Source organism: Anaerococcus senegalensis JC48, assembly GCF_000321005.1.
Lineage (GTDB): Bacteria > Bacillota > Clostridia > Tissierellales > Peptoniphilaceae > Anaerococcus > Anaerococcus senegalensis.
Window position 1 is genome coordinate 825,824 of record NZ_HE578907.1, and the last position, 18,546, is coordinate 844,369.

Consider the following 18,546-nt stretch of genomic DNA (forward strand, 5'->3'; position numbering starts at 1 on the left):
TACTATATGGTATTTGCATCTCCAACTTGTATGTGATAAAGTATTTTTATCCATGATTACCTCCTTATTTAATTGTGCATGTGACTATCACAATTATACATTAAGGAGGTTTTCTTGGTGCTTAAAGCTAAAGCTTAATACCTCCACCTGCATAGCAGGTGGTTTTTTGTTTCGCTCTCTTTCGTTCGCTCAACTCACTTAAGTGGACAAAAAAACTCTTGCAAAATAAAATTTTGCAAGAGCTGAATTTTTCTATTAAACTTTTAATCTTTTTTCTCCATTATAAACTTCATCTATAATGCAAGATCCCAAGCATACTTCTCCATCATAAAAAACTGCGGCTTGTCCTGGGGTTACGGCCTTTGTTTTATCGTAAGTAATTTCAACTTTTCCGTCATCTAAAATTTTCACATGGGATTTTATATCTTTTTGTCTGTACCTAAATTTACAGGTGCAGTCAAATTCTTTTTTTAGTCCTTTAGCTGAAATTGATGATAAATTTGATCCTATTAATCTATTTGAAAATAATTTTTCGTTATTTTTTCCTTGGCAAACTATAAGTTCATTTTTTTCTAAATCTTTTCCACAAACAAACCAAGCTTCACCTTCTCCACCAATTCCAAGTCCTCTTCTTTGTCCGATTGTATGATACATTAAACCATAGTGTTTTCCCATTATATTTCCATCAGTATCGACAATATCTCCTTCTTTTGCTGGAAGATAATTTGATAAAAATTCGTTAAAATTTCTTTCTCCTATAAAACAAATTCCTGTTGAATCTTTTTTATCAGCTGTTGCCAAATTATTTTCTTTGGCAATTTTTCTTACTTCTTTTTTATCAAGATCTCCTACTGGAAATAAAACATCTTTTATTTGGTCTTGGGATAATTGAGAAAGAAAATAAGTTTGGTCCTTATTTGAATCTACTCCTCTTAGCATTTTTGTTTCATCATCTTCCCTATCAACTCTTGCATAGTGACCTGTTGCAAGGTAATCTGCACCTAAATCTTTTGCATAGTCCAAAAATGCCTTAAATTTTATTTCTTTGTTACACATTATATCTGGATTTGGAGTTCTTCCTTTTTTATATTCATCAAGAAAATATGAAAATACCCTGTCATAATATTCTTTTTCAAAATTTATTGAATAATATGGAATTCCTATTTGATTGCAAACTTTAACTGCATCTTCATAATCAACTTCTGCTGTACAAACTCCATTTTCATCTTCTTCGTCCCAATTTTTCATAAAAATTCCACTTACATCATAGCCTTCATTTTTTAATAAAAGGGCAGCAACAGATGAATCGACTCCACCACTTACACCAACGATAACTTTTATATCTTTTTTATCTTTCTTTTCCATCTATCCCCCTTAATTTTTTCAAAACTTCAAATGTATAGTCAATATCTTCTTTTGTATTTGTAAAACCAAAAGAAAATCTTACAGAATGTCTTGCCCTTTCTTCGTCATACATATTTTTTATAACATTACTTGCTTCGACACTTCCTGCTCTACAAGCAGATCCAACAGAAATACAAATACCATTCATGTCCAAATATGTAAGAAGAAGTTCATTTTTAACTTTTGGAAAATATAAATTTAATATATGGTCAGTTGAATTTTCCAAACTTCCATTTATTTCATATAAAAAATTTGACTCTTCTAATTTTTTTAAAAAATAAGATTTTAATTCTTTGACTTTTTCTCTTTCACTAATAGCTTTTGGGAAAGATTTTGCCATGGAATAAGCTCCCATTGTAAAAGATGTTCCAGCGCGCCTATCTTTTTCTTGCTCTCCACCTTTAATAAGAGGCTTGATTTTTTTATTACAATAAAGAATACCGAAAGAATTTATACCTCCAATTTTGTGGCCAGAAAGAGAAAGTGAATTGCAATGAAGTTTTTTAACATCAATATCAATATGAGAATAAGCTTGAACACAATCTACATGGAAAAATACATCCCTTTCTTTTAAATATTCTCCAATTTCATAAACTGGCTCAATTGCACCTATTTCATTATTTACAAACATTAAAGAAACTAATTTAATATCATCTGTAAGTTTTTCTTTCAATTCATCAAGTGAAAAATATCCATTTTTATCCACATCAAGAAAAACTGTTTTTTCCTTATTTACAGTATTTAAAATAGAATCATGCTCAATTTTTGAAGTTATTACAAAATCATCATTAAAATTTGACAAAATTGTATTATTTGCCTCACTAGCAGATGAAGTAAAAATAATATGATTTGGATTAGCATTGATTGATTTTGCAATTTCCATTCTTGAATTTTCCAAAACTTTTTTTCCAGCCCTTCCCAAGGCATGTAAAGAATCAGGATTTCCATCAAAATTTTCCATATGATTAAAAATATCTTCTAAAATTTCTTTTCTTTTTATTGATGTAGCTGCATAGTCAAAATATATCATTAAAATTTCCTTTTAATTTATAAAAGACCTAAATATTTAGGTCTTAGTCATCAAATTCTTCTTTTAAAACTTCAGCTTCTTCCTTAGTAAAAGTAATTCCCTTGCTCATCCTTGTATGATCTTCATTCCAATCTCTCAAATCATATTTTGGATCTCTCTCATTCCAAGAAACAAGATTTAATTCCTTTGTCCATCCTTTGGCATTGGTTGAAAGAACACCTAAATTTTCTACTATATCAAATTTAATTGCCATAAAAACTCCTAACTATAATAATTTCTTGGCAAAGAGCTTAGCAAAACATTCTCAATTTCACTAGCTGCCAATTCCATTTTTCTAATTCTTCTTTTTATTCTACCCTTTTGTTTTATAATTTCCTTATCATCAAGATCTTTTATATCATCAAAACTTTTTAAAAGATTTTTTATTTTAATATCATCTGTCTTATAAGAAAAGTTTAAATCAGTAAACTTATCAATCTTTTCAACAAAATCATAGGGATTATGGTCCATCAATGAAATATAAGAATCCATAAAAATTCTATTAAGCTTATTTTTATCATTATAAAATTGGTTTAAATTTTCATATCCTGTCAAATAAAAATTCAATTCAAACTCAGCCTTAATCAAACGAATCTTTAGTTCCATTAAATTTTTTTGATTTTTAGTTAAATTATTTTCATCAAAAACGCCCATATTATCCTCTCCTTTGAGTATAATATCACAGAAAAATTTCTCTTACAAGGATTGTATTATAAAGTTTTAAAATATCAATTTTTATTAATTAAAATTTTGTAATATAAAAAACCTAGACTAAGCTAGGTTTGGTTTATCTAATAAATTAATATGGCAATAGCCATTTGGATTTTTTTCTAAATAATTTTGATGGTAATCTTCTGCTTTTATGAAATTTTCTAATTTTTCCACTTTTATTTGTATTTTTCTTTCTTCATTTTTTTGTTTTTGATCTAAAAATTTTCTAGAAAATTCTAAATCTTTTTCATCATTTGAAAAAATCCCACTTCTGTATTGACTACCTATATCATTTCCTTGTTTATTTATTGAAAATGGATCTATAATATAGTAAAAATATTCTAAAATTCTTTCTAAAGATTTTTCTTTTCCATCATAGATTAATTCTACAGTTTCTGCGTGATTTGTTTTATATAAATTTTCATAAGATGTATTTTCCGTATTTCCATTAGCATATCCTACAAGAGTAGATTCTACTCCTTTTATATCTTTAAAATATGCTTCTACTCCCCAAAAACATCCTCCTGCTAAATATATTTTTTTCATTTTTTCTTTTTTCTCCAATCATATCTTTTACTAGGTTTTCTAAATTTAAATCCTCTTAATGATTTTGATAAAGCTGATGCCAATAAAATACCAAAAGAAATTGCTGACGCAGCTGCTAGGGTATCAAATAAATTTATTAAAGCCAAAGATTTTTCCCCATCAACAAAATAATATAGGGTATTATAGATTCCTTTTCCAGGCACTAAATTAATTATTCCAGGAACTATAAAAAGTATTGCTGGCATATGACATTTTCTTGCAAAAATTTCTCCCATAATACCTGTAAAATATGCTCCTGCTAGGGCTTTTAAAAAAACTCCATCTCCAATTACATCTCCAACTATTTGATAGATTACAAATCCTATTGCTCCAGCAAGAGATGATAATTTTATTGAACTTTTTGGACAAGAAAATAGCATAGCAAAACCCACAGCCGAAATATATGAAAATATAAATCCTAACACTAAATGCATATTTCCTCCTTATAAAATAGTCATAGGGACTGCAACTCCAATTGCAAGAGCTAATGAAATAAATAAAGACATTGTAAGTCCTACAAGTCCACTCGTTGCATCTCCACTCATCAAATCTCTTATAGAATTTGTCAAAATAAATCCTGGTACATAAGGCATCATCGATGAAATTATTACATTTGCCGTATTAAATCCACCAAAAAATTTTCCAATCATCAATGTTAAAAATGATACCATTATTCCAGCAACAAAATTATCAATAAAGTACCCATACATTTTCTTTTCAATATTTCTATAAATTAGAAAAGTCAAAAATGATACAACTAAAGTTACTGGAAGATCTAAAAATATTGGCGATTTTGGATTTACCAATATTGGAAAAGCTGTTGACGCAAGAACGGCTCCTATAATTGTAACTTTGGGATCAATTACTGTAGCTTTTCTTATTTTATCAAGTTCTAACAAAGCCTCATCCAATGTTAATTCATGGTTACAAAATTTTCTTGAAAAAGAATTAACCTTATCTACAATAATCAAATTATTTCCTCTATTTTTTACTCTCTTAACATTAGCATAAGTTTTTCCATCAACATTAAAAGAATACATCATAGCATTAAACGTCGCAAAAACATCTATGTCTCTAGCATTATAAATAGATCTTATAATTCTTTCTACAGTATCTTCAACCCTATAAATTTCAGCTCCATTTTTTAACATCATAGCTCCTGCTCTTGATGTTATTTCTAGTAATTTATTAATATCATCTTCCTTATATTTCATCTCTAAAATCCTTTTTAAAATACAAAAGTAACTTTCCTAAATTGAAGGAAAGTTACTTTAAGAAAAATTTTACATATTTTTATATTTATTTATATTTTCAGAAGTTAGAAAGTCATAAGCATCATTTATTTTTTGAAATTTTTCTGTAGCATTTGGATCTGTACTAATATCTGGGTGAAATTTTTTAGCAAGTTTTCTATAGGCAAGTTTAATCTCATATTGATCACTTGTATATGAAACTCCCAAAGTATCACATGCTTTTTGATATTTTTCCTTAAAACCAAGGTCATTTACAAATCCACCATTTTGATATGATCCTGTATTATAACCACCATCAAAATTTCCTGTGTCAAAATCAAATCCAGAAAAATTAAATCCTTGAAAAAATTCCTCAAATTTTTGATTCATTTCTTCTTGTCTTCTTTGTCTTTCTTCTTCAGCTTGTCTTCTTCTTTCTCTTTCTTGGTCAAGCCTATATTTTTTGGCGTAATCTGATAAATTTTCATATCCTTTCATTTGTCCAGATATTAATGTATCAGCCTTATCATACATCCATTCTATTAAGGTATAATTTCCATATCTTAATAAAGAAATAAATGATTTTCCTAAAAATGGAACTACAGCAATTATTAAAAATATAGTTAAAAGTCTTGGTGGAATTGCTATAAAAAATATTGGTAAAACAAATATAGCAGAACATCCAATTAACATTATAACTTGGCTTAAACCCTCAAAGACTGTAACAATGGCATTTAAAATATTAATTAAAAAATTAAATATAGAATTTAATACGCTTGCCAGTCCATGGATAAATTTTCCAAATATTTTTTTCACTTTTTTCTCCAATCTACCATGATTATACCCAAGTTATTTTTGTATGTCTACTAACCAAAAAGCTCTTCATTATTAGAATTATAAAGCTTGTAATAAATTCCTTTTTTATCTAATAATTCTTTATGACTTCCTCTTTCAACAATTCCCTCATCAGTTAATACAATAATAGAATCCGCATTTATAATTGTAGAAAGTCTGTGAGCAATGGTTAATGTTGTTCTTCCCTTGGATAATTTTTCTAAAGAATCTTGAACTATAGCCTCACTGGTATTATCTAATGAAGAAGTTGCCTCATCTAAAATTAAAATTGGTGGGTTTTTTAAAAATACTCTTGCAATAGAAATTCTTTGTTTTTGACCTCCAGAAAGTTTAACACCTCTTTCTCCAATATAAGTGTCAAATCCATTTGATAGTTCCATAATAAAATCATAAGCTCCTGCAAGCTTACTTGCCATAATTATTTCCTCATCACTAGCATCTTCTTTTCCATACAAAATATTTTCTCTAATAGTTCCACCAAATAAATAAACATCTTGTTGGACAATACCTATATTATTTCTCAAAGAATTTAGGGTTAAATCATTAATATCCTTATCGTCAATTAAAATTCTTCCCTTATTTGTTTCATAAAATCTAGGAATCAATTTTGTTACAGTAGTTTTCCCTGCTCCAGATGGCCCAACAAGAGCAACATTTTCTCCAACATTTATATCAAAATTAATATCTTCCAAAATCCATGGATCTTTTTCTCCTTGGTCGGGATATTTAAAATATGCATGGTCAAAAGAAATTTTTCCCCTAACATCTTCAAGTTTTTTGGAATTATCTTTATCAAAAATATCAGACTTCATATTAATAACTTCATTAAATCTTTCAATTCCTGTAATTCCTTTTTGATATTGGTCAGTAAATTCTACAAGTCTATTTACAGTTGCAATAATTGTATTTAAATATAAAACAAAGGCAACTAGGTCTCCTGGGCTGATTATATTTTTTATTACAAAGTTTCCGCCCATAATTATTAAAATTGCATACATACTTCCTGCAAATAATTGGTTAATCATATTATAAGATGCCATATTATAATATTTTACTTTTTTAATATCGACAAACTTATCATTGCCTTTTTTAAACTTTCTTTTTTCTAAATCTTCATTTGCAAAAGATTTAACAACATCAATTCCCAAAAGTGAGTCTTCTATACTTGCATTTATTTCCCCAATTTGTCTTTTTTCACTTTTAACTGATCTTGAAAAAGCTCTTCTTTTAACTCTTGCAGCATACACCATTACTGGAATAATAATATATAAAACCAAAGTTAAAGGAATATTTATAGTCATCAAAACTACAAATGAAATAGTTAGTTTTATAAATCCTATAAAAAATTCTTCAGGACAATGATGAGAAAATTCTGTGATATCAAATAAATCTGTTGTCATCCTACTCATAAGTTGACCAATTTTTGTTTCGTTAAAAAATGCAGTTGACATTGTCAAAAAATGTTTGAAAATATCTCTCCTCATATCTTTTTCAATATGAGCTCCCATTATATGACCATAAGATTGCATAAAATATCTTCCAGCAACTTCTACAAGTTTCGTTAGAGCATATATTAAAGTAAGTTTCATTATAATAGAATAAGTTAGGCTAGAATTTGATGCATGATCTGTGAGTGTTGATAAAATAATTGGTAAAATCAATTCACAAACAGTTGTTAAAAATGCAGAAAATAAATCAATAGCCAAAATATTTTTGTAATCCTTGTAATAAGGAATAAATTTTTTGATTAATTCTTTGTCAGAATAAGTTCTTTTTTCCATTTCTCCTCCTTTTTTATTTATACTCTAGTATTTTACTATTAATTTAAACTTATTCACTTGATTTTTTATCTGTAATTGTTAAAATATTATTAAAGATATTATTAGGAGGAAATATGGCAAGAATAATTGAAAAAACAAATCTTAATGATTCTACCATTAAATTTGTTGTAAATTCTCCAGATATTGCTAAAAGAGCAAAACCTGGCCAATTTATAATTTTAAGAATAGACGAAAAAGGCGAAAGAGTTCCTTTTACAATTTCTGAAACTGATGATGAAAACGTAACTATTATTGTTCAAATTGTTGGTGGAACAACTATAAGAATGAATGAATTAAAAGCTGGTGATGGATTTTTAGATTTTGTTGGCCCTTTAGGACAACCAACAGAGCTTAATAAATATAAAGGAAAAAATGTTTGTGTAATCGGTGGCGGTCTAGGAACTGCAATTGCCTACCCTCAAGCAAAATATTTACATAAAATAGGAGCCCATACAGATGTAATAATGGGTTTTAAAAACAAAGACATAATAATTCTTGAAGATGAATTAAAAGAATCCTCAGATAATTTATATATAACTACAGACGATGGATCTTATGGAAAACAAGGTTTTGTTACTGAAGTTTTAAAAGAAAATATTGAAAATGGAAAAAAATATGATCTTGTTTTAGCAATTGGTCCAATGATAATGATGAAAAATACTGCCCTTGTTACAAAAGAATATGACATACCAACTATTGTTTCACTAAACTCAATTATGGTAGATGGAACAGGAATGTGTGGTTGTTGTAGAGTAACAGTTGGTGGTGAAATGAAATTTGCCTGTGTTGATGGCCCAGATTTTGATGCTTTTGAAGTAGATTTCGATGAAGCAATGAATAGAGGAAGAAATTACCAACAAGAAGAAAGAGAACATATTTGTAGACTAACAGGAGATATAAGAAATGGCAAAATTTAATATGAGTAAAGAAAAGGTAACTATGCCTGAACAAGATCCTAATGTTAGAAACAAAAATTTTAAGGAAGTATCTTTGGGTTATGATTTAGAAATGGCTCAAGAAGAAGCGCTTAGATGTGTTCAATGTAAAAACAAACCTTGTATGGGAGGATGTCCTGTTTCTGTAAGAATTCCAGAATTTATTCACCAAGTTGTAGAAGGGAATTTGGATAAGGCTTATGAAATTATTTCATCCACAAACAACCTCCCAGCAATTTGTGGTAGAGTTTGTCCGCAAGAAAGTCAATGTGAAGGAGTTTGTACTAGAGGAAAAAATGGTGATCCTGTTGGAATCGGTCGTCTTGAAAGATTTGTTGCAGATTATCACATGAACAAATCCTATAATAAACCGGTTGAAGTTAGAGGACAAAATAAAAAAGTTGCAGTGGTTGGATCTGGTCCTTCTGGACTTTCTTGTGCAGCTGACCTTGCAAAATTAGGATATCAAGTAGTAATGTTTGAAGCTTTCCACACAGCGGGCGGAGTTTTGATGTATGGGATTCCAGAATTTAGGTTGCCAAAAACTTTGGTTCAAAAAGAATTGAAAAATGTAATTGGACTTGGTGTAAAACTTCAAAGAAATACAATTATCGGTAGAACAAAATCAATTAATGAATTATTTGACGAAGGTTTTGAAGCAGTTTACGTTTCAACAGGTGCTGGTCTTCCAAAATTTTTGAGAATTGAAGGAGAAAATTTAAATGGAGTTTATTCTGCAAATGAATTTTTGACAAGAATGAACTTGATGAAAGCATATAAATTCCCAGAATATGATACACCAGTTCATATAGGAAAAAAGGTCTGTGTAGTTGGTGGTGGAAACGTGGCAATGGATGCGGCAAGAAGTGCAAAAAGAATGGGTGCAGATGTAACTGTTGTTTATAGAAGAAGTTTTGAACAAATGCCAGCTAGAATTGAAGAAAGTCATCACGCAAAAGAAGAAGGAATAAACTTTATGAACCTACATAATCCTGTCGAAATTAAAGGAGAAAATGGTTGGGTTAAAAAAGTTAAATTAGAAGTAATGGAATTAGGAGAAAAAGACAAATCTGGAAGAAGACGTCCAATTCCAACAGGAAAATATGAAGAAGTCGAATTTGATTCCGTAATTGTTTCAATTGGTCAATCACCAAATCCATTAATTAAACAAACAAATTATGATATTAATACAGAATCTTGGGGTGGAATTATAATTGATGATTCTACAATGACAAGTAAAGACGGAGTTTTTGCAGGAGGAGATGCAGTTAGCGGCGCTGCTACTGTAATTCTTGCAATGGGGGCTGGTAAAAAGGCCGCTGAAAATATTGATAAATATATAAAAAATAAGAATAAATAATTTTATTTAGCTTAATTAATAATTTAATGTATCAACCTAAATCTTTATTTTAGATTAGATTGATACATTTTTTATGTGAATTTTAGAAATATATATTAATTTTTTAAAATTATATAATAGCAATATTTTAAAATAAAAATCCGATTAAAAGATTTTTTATTAATCTGTTTAATCGGATTTTTAAATTTAGATTCTATTTTATTTTTTCAATTATTCTAGATTTTGTTTCAAAATCGTCGCTAGTACCTGTAATTGATTTATTTTCTTTTGCGATTTTTGACATTTGTTCTAGAATATCACTAATTTCTGTTACATCTCCAGATTTATTTGCAAGTTTATCAATTCCTTTTGTTTTATAATCATTTAATCCCTTTTTAAATTTATCAAATGATGAAACATAATGATCACTTCCATTTTTTAGTTGACCTGTAGAATCACTTAATTTATTAATTCCATTATCTAATTGTTTAATTCCATTTGCCATTGGATTTATTGCTGTTTCATTTATATTTGCAAGTTGAGAAAGAGATTTTGATCTTTCTTGGAATTGATTTAATCCACTAGATAAAGATGCAGATCCATTTCTTAGTTCTTCGGAATTAGAATCTAATTGACTAATTGCATTTGAAAGTTTATTTACACCTTCTTGATTTGCTTGAGTTCCATATTTTAATTTTTCTGAACCTGCTTTAATTTGTTTTGTAGACTCATCAAGCATTACTACAGAATCTTGTAATTTTTTAATATTACTATTTGATAAAGCTCCACCAATTTTTTTGCTTGCTTCTGAAAGTTTTGCTGATGATGTTTGAACAGTTTCTTTTGACTCATTTAATTTTGAACTTACTTGACCTAAATTATTATTTACTTGTCCTATTGATGATGTAAGTTCTGATGATCCATTAGCTAATTGTCCTAGTCCTTGTTTAATAGCAGCATTTGCTTGGCCATTTACACTTATTGATCCAGCTTCATTGTTTAATCCTTGTTTTACTGCCTTTAAGTTTTCAATTTCTGCTGAAAGAGAGCCATCCTCATTTTTCGCTTGTAAATTTGCTATAACTTGGTCGATTGCACCAGCTTGAGCATTTATATTTTGAACACTAGAATCAAGGCTTGGTGCATTTTGAGCACTTTGATTTAAATTATTTATACCTTGATTTAATGTTTTTGAAGATTCTTCAATTTTTGAAAGTCCCCCGCTCAATTGACTAACACTATCTGCTAGTGGGCTAATTCCATTTGATAATTGACCAAGTCCATTTGATAGTTGATTCATAGAATTAGTTAAATTTGCTATATCATTTCCATTAGTTGCTTTTGATAGATTATCTCTTAAACTTGCTGTTCCATTGCTTAATTTCATAAGTGATGAATCTAATTGACTAGCTCCATTATTTAAACTAACAGATCCATCTTGCAATTTTGCCATATTATTATTTATTTGTCCAACTGCTATTGTGTATTGGTTAACACCATTATATAGCTTTGAACTTCCATTATTTAGTTGGTTAACTGCTGTATTCACTGTTTGAATTTTTCCTGGCAAACTAGCAAAAGCATTTGATAATTGATCAAATGAGCTTACTATTTTATTAGATCCTTGAGATAATTGACCTGCCCCTTGATTTAATTTTCCAATTCCATCGTTTAATTTTTTGCTTCCTTCATCTAATTTATTTGAACCATCAACAAGTTTTGCTGCATTTTCTTCTAAATCATTTACTCCATTTTTTAATTCATCTAAGGAATCAAGTTTTGCATCTTCTTGGAAAAATTCATTAGTGATAAGAGCATAAACTTCAGTTGGTTCGTAGTCTTTAACATCCATTTCCATTTCTACTTTATCTTTGAAGTTATCAAGCTTATCCCCTTCTACAACTCCTTGGAAATTTTCTTTAAGTCCTGGTGTCAAAACAGCTGCAACTATTTCATTTTTTCCGTCTTTAACAAGCTTTCCACTATTTGTTGTAAGATTTTTCACCTTATCAGAATTAAAATTCATTTCAGCAAGGGCAAGGTATGGAGAATAAATTTCTTTATTTTTACCATCTATTTTTGCATTAGTTTTCTTTTTATTAATAGCTTCTATTTTTATTTTTAAATGCCCAGATTTACCCTTTAATTTATCTGAAGTTATTTCTTTACCATCTAAAAAGTATTTTACATTTATATCAACTGGTAAATCTTCTTTTGTTTTACCTTGATAGTAAATATCTTTACTATCTTCATTCCAATTAATATAACCATTATCCAGATTAACTTTTTTATCTGTCTTTAAATTTTTTATATCTTTTAGATTTGTTTTATCTTTTACTTTTATATTATTATCAGAATTTATCCAAATTGAACCAGTTTTATCTTTTATTTTATTAGCTTCTTTTGTAACATATATTGTTTCATTTTTTCTTACACTTGAATCTTGTGCATAAGCAACATTTGTCATTAATAATGAACTTGCAAGAACTAGTGAGAAACCTTTCATTAATTTATTTTTCATATTTTCCTCCTAATTTAATCCCTTAGTTGTCTTTTTAATAAATGGAAATGCAATTTTTATTAGTGCTGGTAGGAATAAAATAATTGAAAGCATACTAATTATTGCTCCCCTTGCCAACAACATACAAATTGTTGATACAATTTCCATTTTTGAATACAAGCCTACGCCTACAGTTGCTGCCATAAATGATAAAGCAGATGTAACAATTGATTTAGATGTTTCTTTTACAGTCAATTTTAAGGACTGATCCACATCTTTAGTTTCTTTATATTCTACTAAAAATCTATCCATCATAAGAATTGAATAATCTATTGTTGAACCTAATTGAACTACTCCTATAATTATTGATGTTACGAATGGAATAGTTTGACCTAGATAAAATGGAACTCCCATATTTATTTGAATAGCAAGTTCTATTACTGCAATTAAGACTACAGGAATAGCAAATGATTTAAATACTACTGAAATAATTATAAAAACTATAATTATTGATGCAATATTTACCATTTTAAAATCTTTGTCTGATAAAACTGTTAAATCTTTGGTTAAAACAGCCTCACCTGTTAAATATCCTTTTTTATCATGATCTTTTACAATATTATTAATTTTATCTACTTGATCGTTTACCTTATCAGATGCCGTTTGATATTTTGAATTTACCATTATCATTTGATATCCATTTTTATTAAAATTATCTTTTAATTTATCCGGCATAACACTATCTGGTAAAGTTAGGCCTGTAAATGAATTTAAACTTAATACGCTATTTATACCTTCAACATCTTTTAATTCATCAACAAGTCCATTAACATTTTTTTTGCTTAATTTATCATCAACAACCACAAAATGTGTAGATGCCATATTAAAATCTTTTTTCATTTTATTTAAAGCAACTATTGAATCTAAATCTTGTGGCAAGGACCTATCAAGATTGTAATAAAGATCAGTATTTCTTGCTCCATAAATTGCAGGAATAAACAAAATTAAAAATGCAATAAATAATCCATTTTTATGACCCAATACAAAATTTGATGTTTTTTCGAATGATGGCAAAAATACTCTATGATTAAATCTCGCAACCAATTTTTCTGCAATTAAAATCATTGGTGGTAAAACTACTACTGTAGAAATTAGTCCCAATAAAACACCCTTACTCATAACAAGACCTATATCTTTTCCAAGTCCTAAACGCATCAAAATTAAAACAATAAATCCTGCAAAAGTTGTAAGTGATGATGCAAAAATTGAAGATACAGTTTTTTGAATAGCTATATCCATTGCATCATTTTTATCATCATTTTTTTTCTTCTCCTCAACATATCTATGGTACAAAAATATAGAATAATCTGTAGTCACAGCAAGTTGTAAAACAGCTGCTATAGCTTTTGTTATATAAGAAATTTCTCCTAAAAATAAGTTTGTACCAAAATTATATAAAATAGCATAACCAATATTTAAAATAAACAAAAATGGTATTATTGTTGATTCGTTTGTAAGGGATAAAATTATTAAAGCCAAAACTACAGCCAAAATAACATAAATTGGAGTTTCATGGTCTATTAAATCTTTTGTATCTTTTACAAGTGAGCTCATACCACTTAAGAACTTTTCCTTAGATTCTATTTTCTTGATATTATCTATGGCTTCCATTGTTCTAAAAGATGATGATCCTTCCTCAAATTTAACCATCAGCAAAGTACAATCTTTAGAATAAAAAACATCTCTTATTTCATCTGGTAAAAATTCATTTGGAAAACTATCACCTACAATTGATGATTTAGAAATTACATCTTCAACTCCATCAACTTTTAAAATCTTATCTTTAAGTTTATCAGCATCATAATCATCGCCTTTCAAAAGAAGCATGCCAGTTGCAGCATTTTTAAAATCTTTATCAAGAATTTCTTGACCTTGTGTGGATTCTAAGTCAGATGGTAAATATGACAAAATATCATAATTTACACCCGTATTCTTATATCCAAACCATGCAGGTATTAATAACAAAGTCATTATTAATAACATAAGTCTAGGATGATGCGAAATAAATTTTGTTATTTTCTTCATTTATTATCTCCTGTTCTATCAAAAATTTTTCTAATAATAGCAAATAAAACTGGCTTCATTTCTTCAATTGATAAAATTGAATCTTCCAATACAGCACTTTTACAAGTAGACATCATGATTTCTAGAGTGAGAGAAAGTATATAAAGTTTTTGAGACTCAGTATGATTTTTTAAAAATAAATTATCGTATTTATTTAAAATAAATTTCAAAGTCGAATCAGCTTCGCTAAGCCCATAATCATTTTCAATTTTTGTATAAAGAGTCCAAGTAATATTTTTACTTAAAAGATCTAGTTCAAAAGAATGGGCAATTAAATAATCTATTATATAATCAACAAAAGAAATATATCTTTCAATGGGATCGGTTTGTACACATGTTTTTTCTGCATTTAAAATAATTTCTGTTACAATATTTAAAACCATTTTTTCCTGCAAATCATTTTTATCTGTGTAATACAAATAAAATGTACCTAAACCAAAACCTGCTTCTGTCATAATATCTCTTACAGAAGTTTTTTCAGCACCCTTTTCTTTAAAAATTTTAAGAGCTGCCTCCATAATTTTTTCTTTTTTATTTTCTACATCACTCATAAATTATCTACTCCTTTTAATAAAATGAACACCGTTCATTTATTGCTACATTTATTATGATACAGCTTTCTGAACAATGTTCAACTTTTTTTCTAAAAAAATATTTAATTTTTTTATTTGTATAACAAATTAGATAAAATCAAGACTCTAAAGAATTATTTTTTGAATTTTTTAAAGCAAATTTTATAATTTCTATTCCTTGGTCAATTTCTTCAATACTTAAATTTGCAAATCCCAATATAAAATAATTTTCTTTGCCATTTTTTTTGTAAGTAAATCTATTTAAATCAATTAAGTGTAGGGATTTATTATTTAAAATTTTTTTAAACTTTATTATATCTATAGATTCATCTATTTTTATAAGTAAATTTAGAGAATCCACTTTTTGGGGAAAAGAAATCTCTTCAATTTCTTCCAATTTTTCAACTATAAATTTAAATTTTTTAAAATAAATATTTTTCATTCTATTTATATGTTTTTCAAATTCTCCACTTTTAATAAAATTCGCCAAGGCTTTTTGTACAAAAGTTGATACAGTATTTGATAAACCCTTAAAATTTTTTTCATATTTTTCTAACAAATCATCTGGTAAAATCATATAAGATATTCTAAGTGAAGGAGCTAATAATTTTGAAAAATTTCCGAAATAAATAACATCAGAATTTTTATCCATAGCCTTTAAACTTTCTGTAGGATAGCCTGTAAATTTAAATTCACTATCGTAATCATCTTCAATTACATATCTATCTTTTGAAAGAGATGCCCAATTTAATAATTCAATCCTTCTTTGGATTGACATAACTGTACCCATTGGAAATTGATAAAAAGGGGTTACAAAAAGACAAAGTGCATTTAAATCAGAAAGTCTATCTATTTTTACTCCCTCACTATCGAGTTCTAAAGGTATAGGATTTTTTAAATCATAAGTATAAAATTTATTACCAAAAGCATAACCAGGATTTTCAAAAGCAAAAAGTGTTTGATCCGTTAAAAGTTTCTTTATTATTGAAAATAAATGCTCAGTTGATGATGAAATAATTATATTTCTAGAATTTGTTGAAATGTTTCTAGAATTTTTCAAATAAACTTTTATAGCATTTCTTAAAGGTTCATATCCCTTATATGATCCCTTATCCAAAATTTTTATATCATATTTATCAATTGATTCTCTCATATATTTTTGAAGAGTTTTATAAGGGAAATTCTCATAATCTACCCCACTTATTGAAAAATCATATTTAATTTCTTCACCAATTTCTCTATTTTCTTCTATCTTTTTCTTATCTAAAATTATCAAGTCATCTATTTTCCTACAATAAAAACCACTCTTATCTTTTACATAAATATATCCTTCTTCTTCAAGTTTGTAATAAACTTTTTTAATTGTGTTTATTGAAACATTGATATCTTTTGATAAACTCCTAATCGATGGTAGTTTTTCATTTTCCACGATTTCTCCATTTATTATTTTATTTTTTATAATTTCATAAATTTTATCATATAAAAATTTATTATTTTTTGGTAAATTTAAATACATCTGTACCCCTATTTTTTTTATTTTTTGTTGCTTTTATTAGTTACAGTTTAGCATATAATTAAATCAAAAGAAATATTAAGGAGATAAAAATGGTAAATAAAGATATAAATAAAAAATTTGAAAAAAAGGTTATCATGGACGTGATGAATGTTGAACAAGCAAAAATTGCTGAGGCTGCTGGTGCTAGTGCAGTTATGGCTCTTGAAAGAGTTCCTGCAGATATTAGAGCTGCTGGTGGAGTTTCTAGAATGAGCGATCCTAAAATGATTGAAGAAATTATGAAAGCTGTTAAAATTCCTGTAATGGCAAAGGTAAGAATTGGTCATTTTGTTGAAGCACAAATTCTTGAATCCTTAGGTATTGATTATATTGACGAATCTGAGGTTTTAACAGTTGCTGATGATTTTAACCATATTGATAAAAAGAAATTTAAAACTCCATTTGTTTGTGGTGCTAGAAATATTTCTGAAGCTTTGAGAAGAATTTCTGAGGGTGCTTCTATGATTAGAACAAAAGGTGAAGCTGGTACTGGAAATGTTGTTCAAGCTGTAAGACATATGAGAGAAATTAATAGAGAAATCCAAAGAATTTCAGTTTTAACTGATGATGAAATTTTTTCTTATGCAAAAGATTTGGCAGTTGATGTTGAACTTTTAAAATATGTTAGAGATAATAAAAAACTTCCTGTTGCAAATCTTTCTGCTGGTGGAGTTGCAACTCCAGCTGATGCTGCTTTAATGATGCAACTTGGAGCTTATGGTGTATTTGTTGGAAGTGGAATTTTTAAATCAGGAAATCCAGAAAAAAGAGCAAATGCAATAGTAAAAGCCGTAGCAAATTATGACAATCCAGACGTGATTCTTGAAGTTTCAAAAGATCTTGGTGAAGCTATGGTTGGAATTAACGAAGACGAAATTAAAGAAATTTTTGAAAATAGATAAAAATTAAAATCAAACAATTGCCCCATATAAAAAATTCTGCAAAATAATTTGCAGAATTTTTTCTTTATACTCTTTTTAATAAATCTTTTAACCATTTTTCATCTTCAGGATCTGATGAATATCTTTTTTTAAGGTCAATTGATTTTATTGCCTTCAAATCTTTTTCATCAAGAGAAAAATCAAAAATATTTATATTTTCCTTTATCCTTTCTGGATTTGTTGATTTTGGAATTGGCATTGTTCCTCTTTCAACATGCCAACGTAAAACTATTTGAGCAGGAGTTTTATTATATTTATTAGCAAGTTTTTTTATTACAAACTCTTCCAGTAACTCACTTCTACCCCTAGCAATTGGTGACCAAGCTTGGTGGATTATATTATTTTCTTTTAAAAATTTTACAGTATCATCATTTTGAAAATGTGGGCTTGATTCTAATTGGTCGATTGCAGGTTTTTCTCCAATTTCTAAAAGTTTTTTTAGTTGAGAAAGTTCAAAATTTGAAACTCCAATTGTTTTTACTATCCCTTGTCTTTTATAATCTTCAAAAACTTTCCAAGATTTATCAAAATCCTTTCCAAACCAATGAAGTAAAACCACATCTAAATAATCTGTTTGTAGTTTTTCTAGAGACTCATCCAATGATTTTTTTGTTTTATCATATCCAAAATCACTTGGCCAAACTTTTGTTGCCAATTGATATTGATCTCTTTTTTTACCAGAATTTTTAAGCTCAGCTCCAATCATATCTTCATTTTCATAAAGCTTTGCTGTATCTATATATTCATAGCCATTTTCTAAAGCTGCTTCAATAGTTTTTGCCATATCTTCTCTATTTGTAATTTTATAAGTTCCAAGACCTAAAGCTGGAATTTTATTTCCATCATTTAATTTGTAATATTTCATACTTTCCTCCTGTTTTAATTTCTTACCCTTAAACTTATG

Annotated in this window: 17 protein-coding genes; 3 read left to right on the forward strand and 14 right to left on the reverse strand. The window is 27.9% G+C overall.

Annotated elements, in window-relative coordinates:
• Nucleotides 1-255: 255 nt before the first annotated feature.
• The 9 genes from mnmA to ASHG_RS04250 all read right to left on the reverse strand — a co-directional run bounded on the left by mnmA (nt 256) and on the right by ASHG_RS04250 (nt 7,637).
• The gene (mnmA, locus tag ASHG_RS04210; RefSeq protein WP_040397727.1) at nt 256-1,365 is read right to left on the reverse strand and encodes a tRNA 2-thiouridine(34) synthase MnmA; all 1,110 of its coding nucleotides are present in this window, start codon (nt 1,363-1,365) and stop codon (nt 256-258) included.
• Nucleotides 1,349-2,434, reverse strand: coding sequence for a cysteine desulfurase family protein (locus ASHG_RS04215; protein ID WP_040397729.1), 1,086 nt, complete (start codon nt 2,432-2,434; stop codon nt 1,349-1,351). The genes mnmA and ASHG_RS04215 overlap by 17 nt, the downstream gene beginning before the upstream one ends.
• Before the next feature lie 43 nt (nt 2,435-2,477).
• Nucleotides 2,478-2,687 carry a YdbC family protein gene (locus tag ASHG_RS04220; protein ID WP_040397731.1) on the reverse strand — a complete coding sequence of 70 codons (210 nt, stop codon included), beginning with the start codon at nt 2,685-2,687 and terminating at the stop codon, nt 2,478-2,480.
• 8 nt (nt 2,688-2,695) lie between these two features.
• On the reverse strand, nt 2,696-3,127 hold the full coding sequence (locus ASHG_RS04225) for a hypothetical protein (protein WP_040397733.1): 432 nt from the start codon (nt 3,125-3,127) through the stop codon (nt 2,696-2,698).
• Nucleotides 3,128-3,244: 117 nt separating this feature from the next.
• Nucleotides 3,245-3,730, reverse strand: a complete 486-nt coding sequence (gene msrA / locus ASHG_RS04230) for a peptide-methionine (S)-S-oxide reductase MsrA (RefSeq protein ID WP_040398397.1) — start codon at nt 3,728-3,730, stop codon at nt 3,245-3,247.
• A complete protein-coding gene (locus tag ASHG_RS04235) occupies nt 3,727-4,203 on the reverse strand; it encodes a threonine/serine exporter family protein (protein ID WP_040397734.1) in 477 nt (158 codons plus the stop codon). Before ASHG_RS04235 ends, msrA begins: the two co-directional genes overlap by 4 nt.
• A gap of 9 nt (nt 4,204-4,212) precedes the next feature.
• Nucleotides 4,213-4,983: a threonine/serine exporter family protein gene (locus ASHG_RS04240; RefSeq protein ID WP_040397735.1), complete on the reverse strand. Its 771-nt coding sequence runs from the start codon at nt 4,981-4,983 to the stop codon at nt 4,213-4,215.
• A 69-nt stretch (nt 4,984-5,052) separates the two neighbouring features.
• Nucleotides 5,053-5,817, reverse strand: coding sequence for a J domain-containing protein (locus tag ASHG_RS04245; protein ID WP_040397736.1), 765 nt, complete (start codon nt 5,815-5,817; stop codon nt 5,053-5,055).
• A gap of 50 nt (nt 5,818-5,867) precedes the next feature.
• Nucleotides 5,868-7,637 carry an ABC transporter ATP-binding protein gene (locus ASHG_RS04250; protein WP_040397737.1) on the reverse strand — a complete coding sequence of 590 codons (1,770 nt, stop codon included), beginning with the start codon at nt 7,635-7,637 and terminating at the stop codon, nt 5,868-5,870.
• A 113-nt stretch (nt 7,638-7,750) separates the two neighbouring features.
• Here ASHG_RS04250 and ASHG_RS04255 point away from each other — a divergent pair, with 113 nt between their 5' ends.
• Together ASHG_RS04255 and gltA are read left to right on the forward strand one after the other, a co-directional pair.
• Nucleotides 7,751-8,593 (forward strand): sulfide/dihydroorotate dehydrogenase-like FAD/NAD-binding protein, encoded by an 843-nt coding sequence (locus tag ASHG_RS04255; RefSeq protein ID WP_040397739.1) that lies wholly within the window; start codon nt 7,751-7,753, stop codon nt 8,591-8,593.
• Entirely contained in the window at nt 8,580-9,971 is a 1,392-nt protein-coding gene (gene gltA / locus ASHG_RS04260) for an NADPH-dependent glutamate synthase (RefSeq protein WP_040397741.1), read from the forward strand. Before ASHG_RS04255 ends, gltA begins: the two co-directional genes overlap by 14 nt.
• A 193-nt stretch (nt 9,972-10,164) precedes the next feature.
• Here gltA and ASHG_RS04265 read toward each other — a convergent pair whose 3' ends face one another.
• The 4 genes from ASHG_RS04265 to pdxR form a co-directional block, all read right to left on the reverse strand.
• Nucleotides 10,165-12,471, reverse strand: a complete 2,307-nt coding sequence (locus tag ASHG_RS04265) for a methyl-accepting chemotaxis protein (protein WP_040397742.1) — start codon at nt 12,469-12,471, stop codon at nt 10,165-10,167.
• A gap of 9 nt (nt 12,472-12,480) precedes the next feature.
• Nucleotides 12,481-14,535, reverse strand: a complete 2,055-nt coding sequence (locus tag ASHG_RS04270; protein WP_040397743.1) for an efflux RND transporter permease subunit — start codon at nt 14,533-14,535, stop codon at nt 12,481-12,483.
• Nucleotides 14,532-15,125, reverse strand: coding sequence for a TetR/AcrR family transcriptional regulator (locus tag ASHG_RS04275; RefSeq protein WP_040397744.1), 594 nt, complete (start codon nt 15,123-15,125; stop codon nt 14,532-14,534). The genes ASHG_RS04270 and ASHG_RS04275 overlap by 4 nt, the downstream gene beginning before the upstream one ends.
• Nucleotides 15,126-15,264: 139 nt before the next feature.
• Nucleotides 15,265-16,662 (reverse strand): MocR-like pyridoxine biosynthesis transcription factor PdxR, encoded by a 1,398-nt coding sequence (gene pdxR / locus ASHG_RS04280; protein ID WP_040397745.1) that lies wholly within the window; start codon nt 16,660-16,662, stop codon nt 15,265-15,267.
• An 89-nt stretch (nt 16,663-16,751) separates the two neighbouring features.
• Here pdxR and pdxS point away from each other — a divergent pair, with 89 nt between their 5' ends.
• Nucleotides 16,752-17,603, forward strand: coding sequence for a pyridoxal 5'-phosphate synthase lyase subunit PdxS (gene pdxS, locus ASHG_RS04285; protein WP_040397747.1), 852 nt, complete (start codon nt 16,752-16,754; stop codon nt 17,601-17,603).
• A 64-nt stretch (nt 17,604-17,667) separates the two neighbouring features.
• Here pdxS and ASHG_RS04290 read toward each other — a convergent pair whose 3' ends face one another.
• Nucleotides 17,668-18,507 carry an aldo/keto reductase gene (locus ASHG_RS04290; protein ID WP_040397748.1) on the reverse strand — a complete coding sequence of 280 codons (840 nt, stop codon included), beginning with the start codon at nt 18,505-18,507 and terminating at the stop codon, nt 17,668-17,670.
• Between the last annotated feature and the right edge of the window lie 39 nt (nt 18,508-18,546).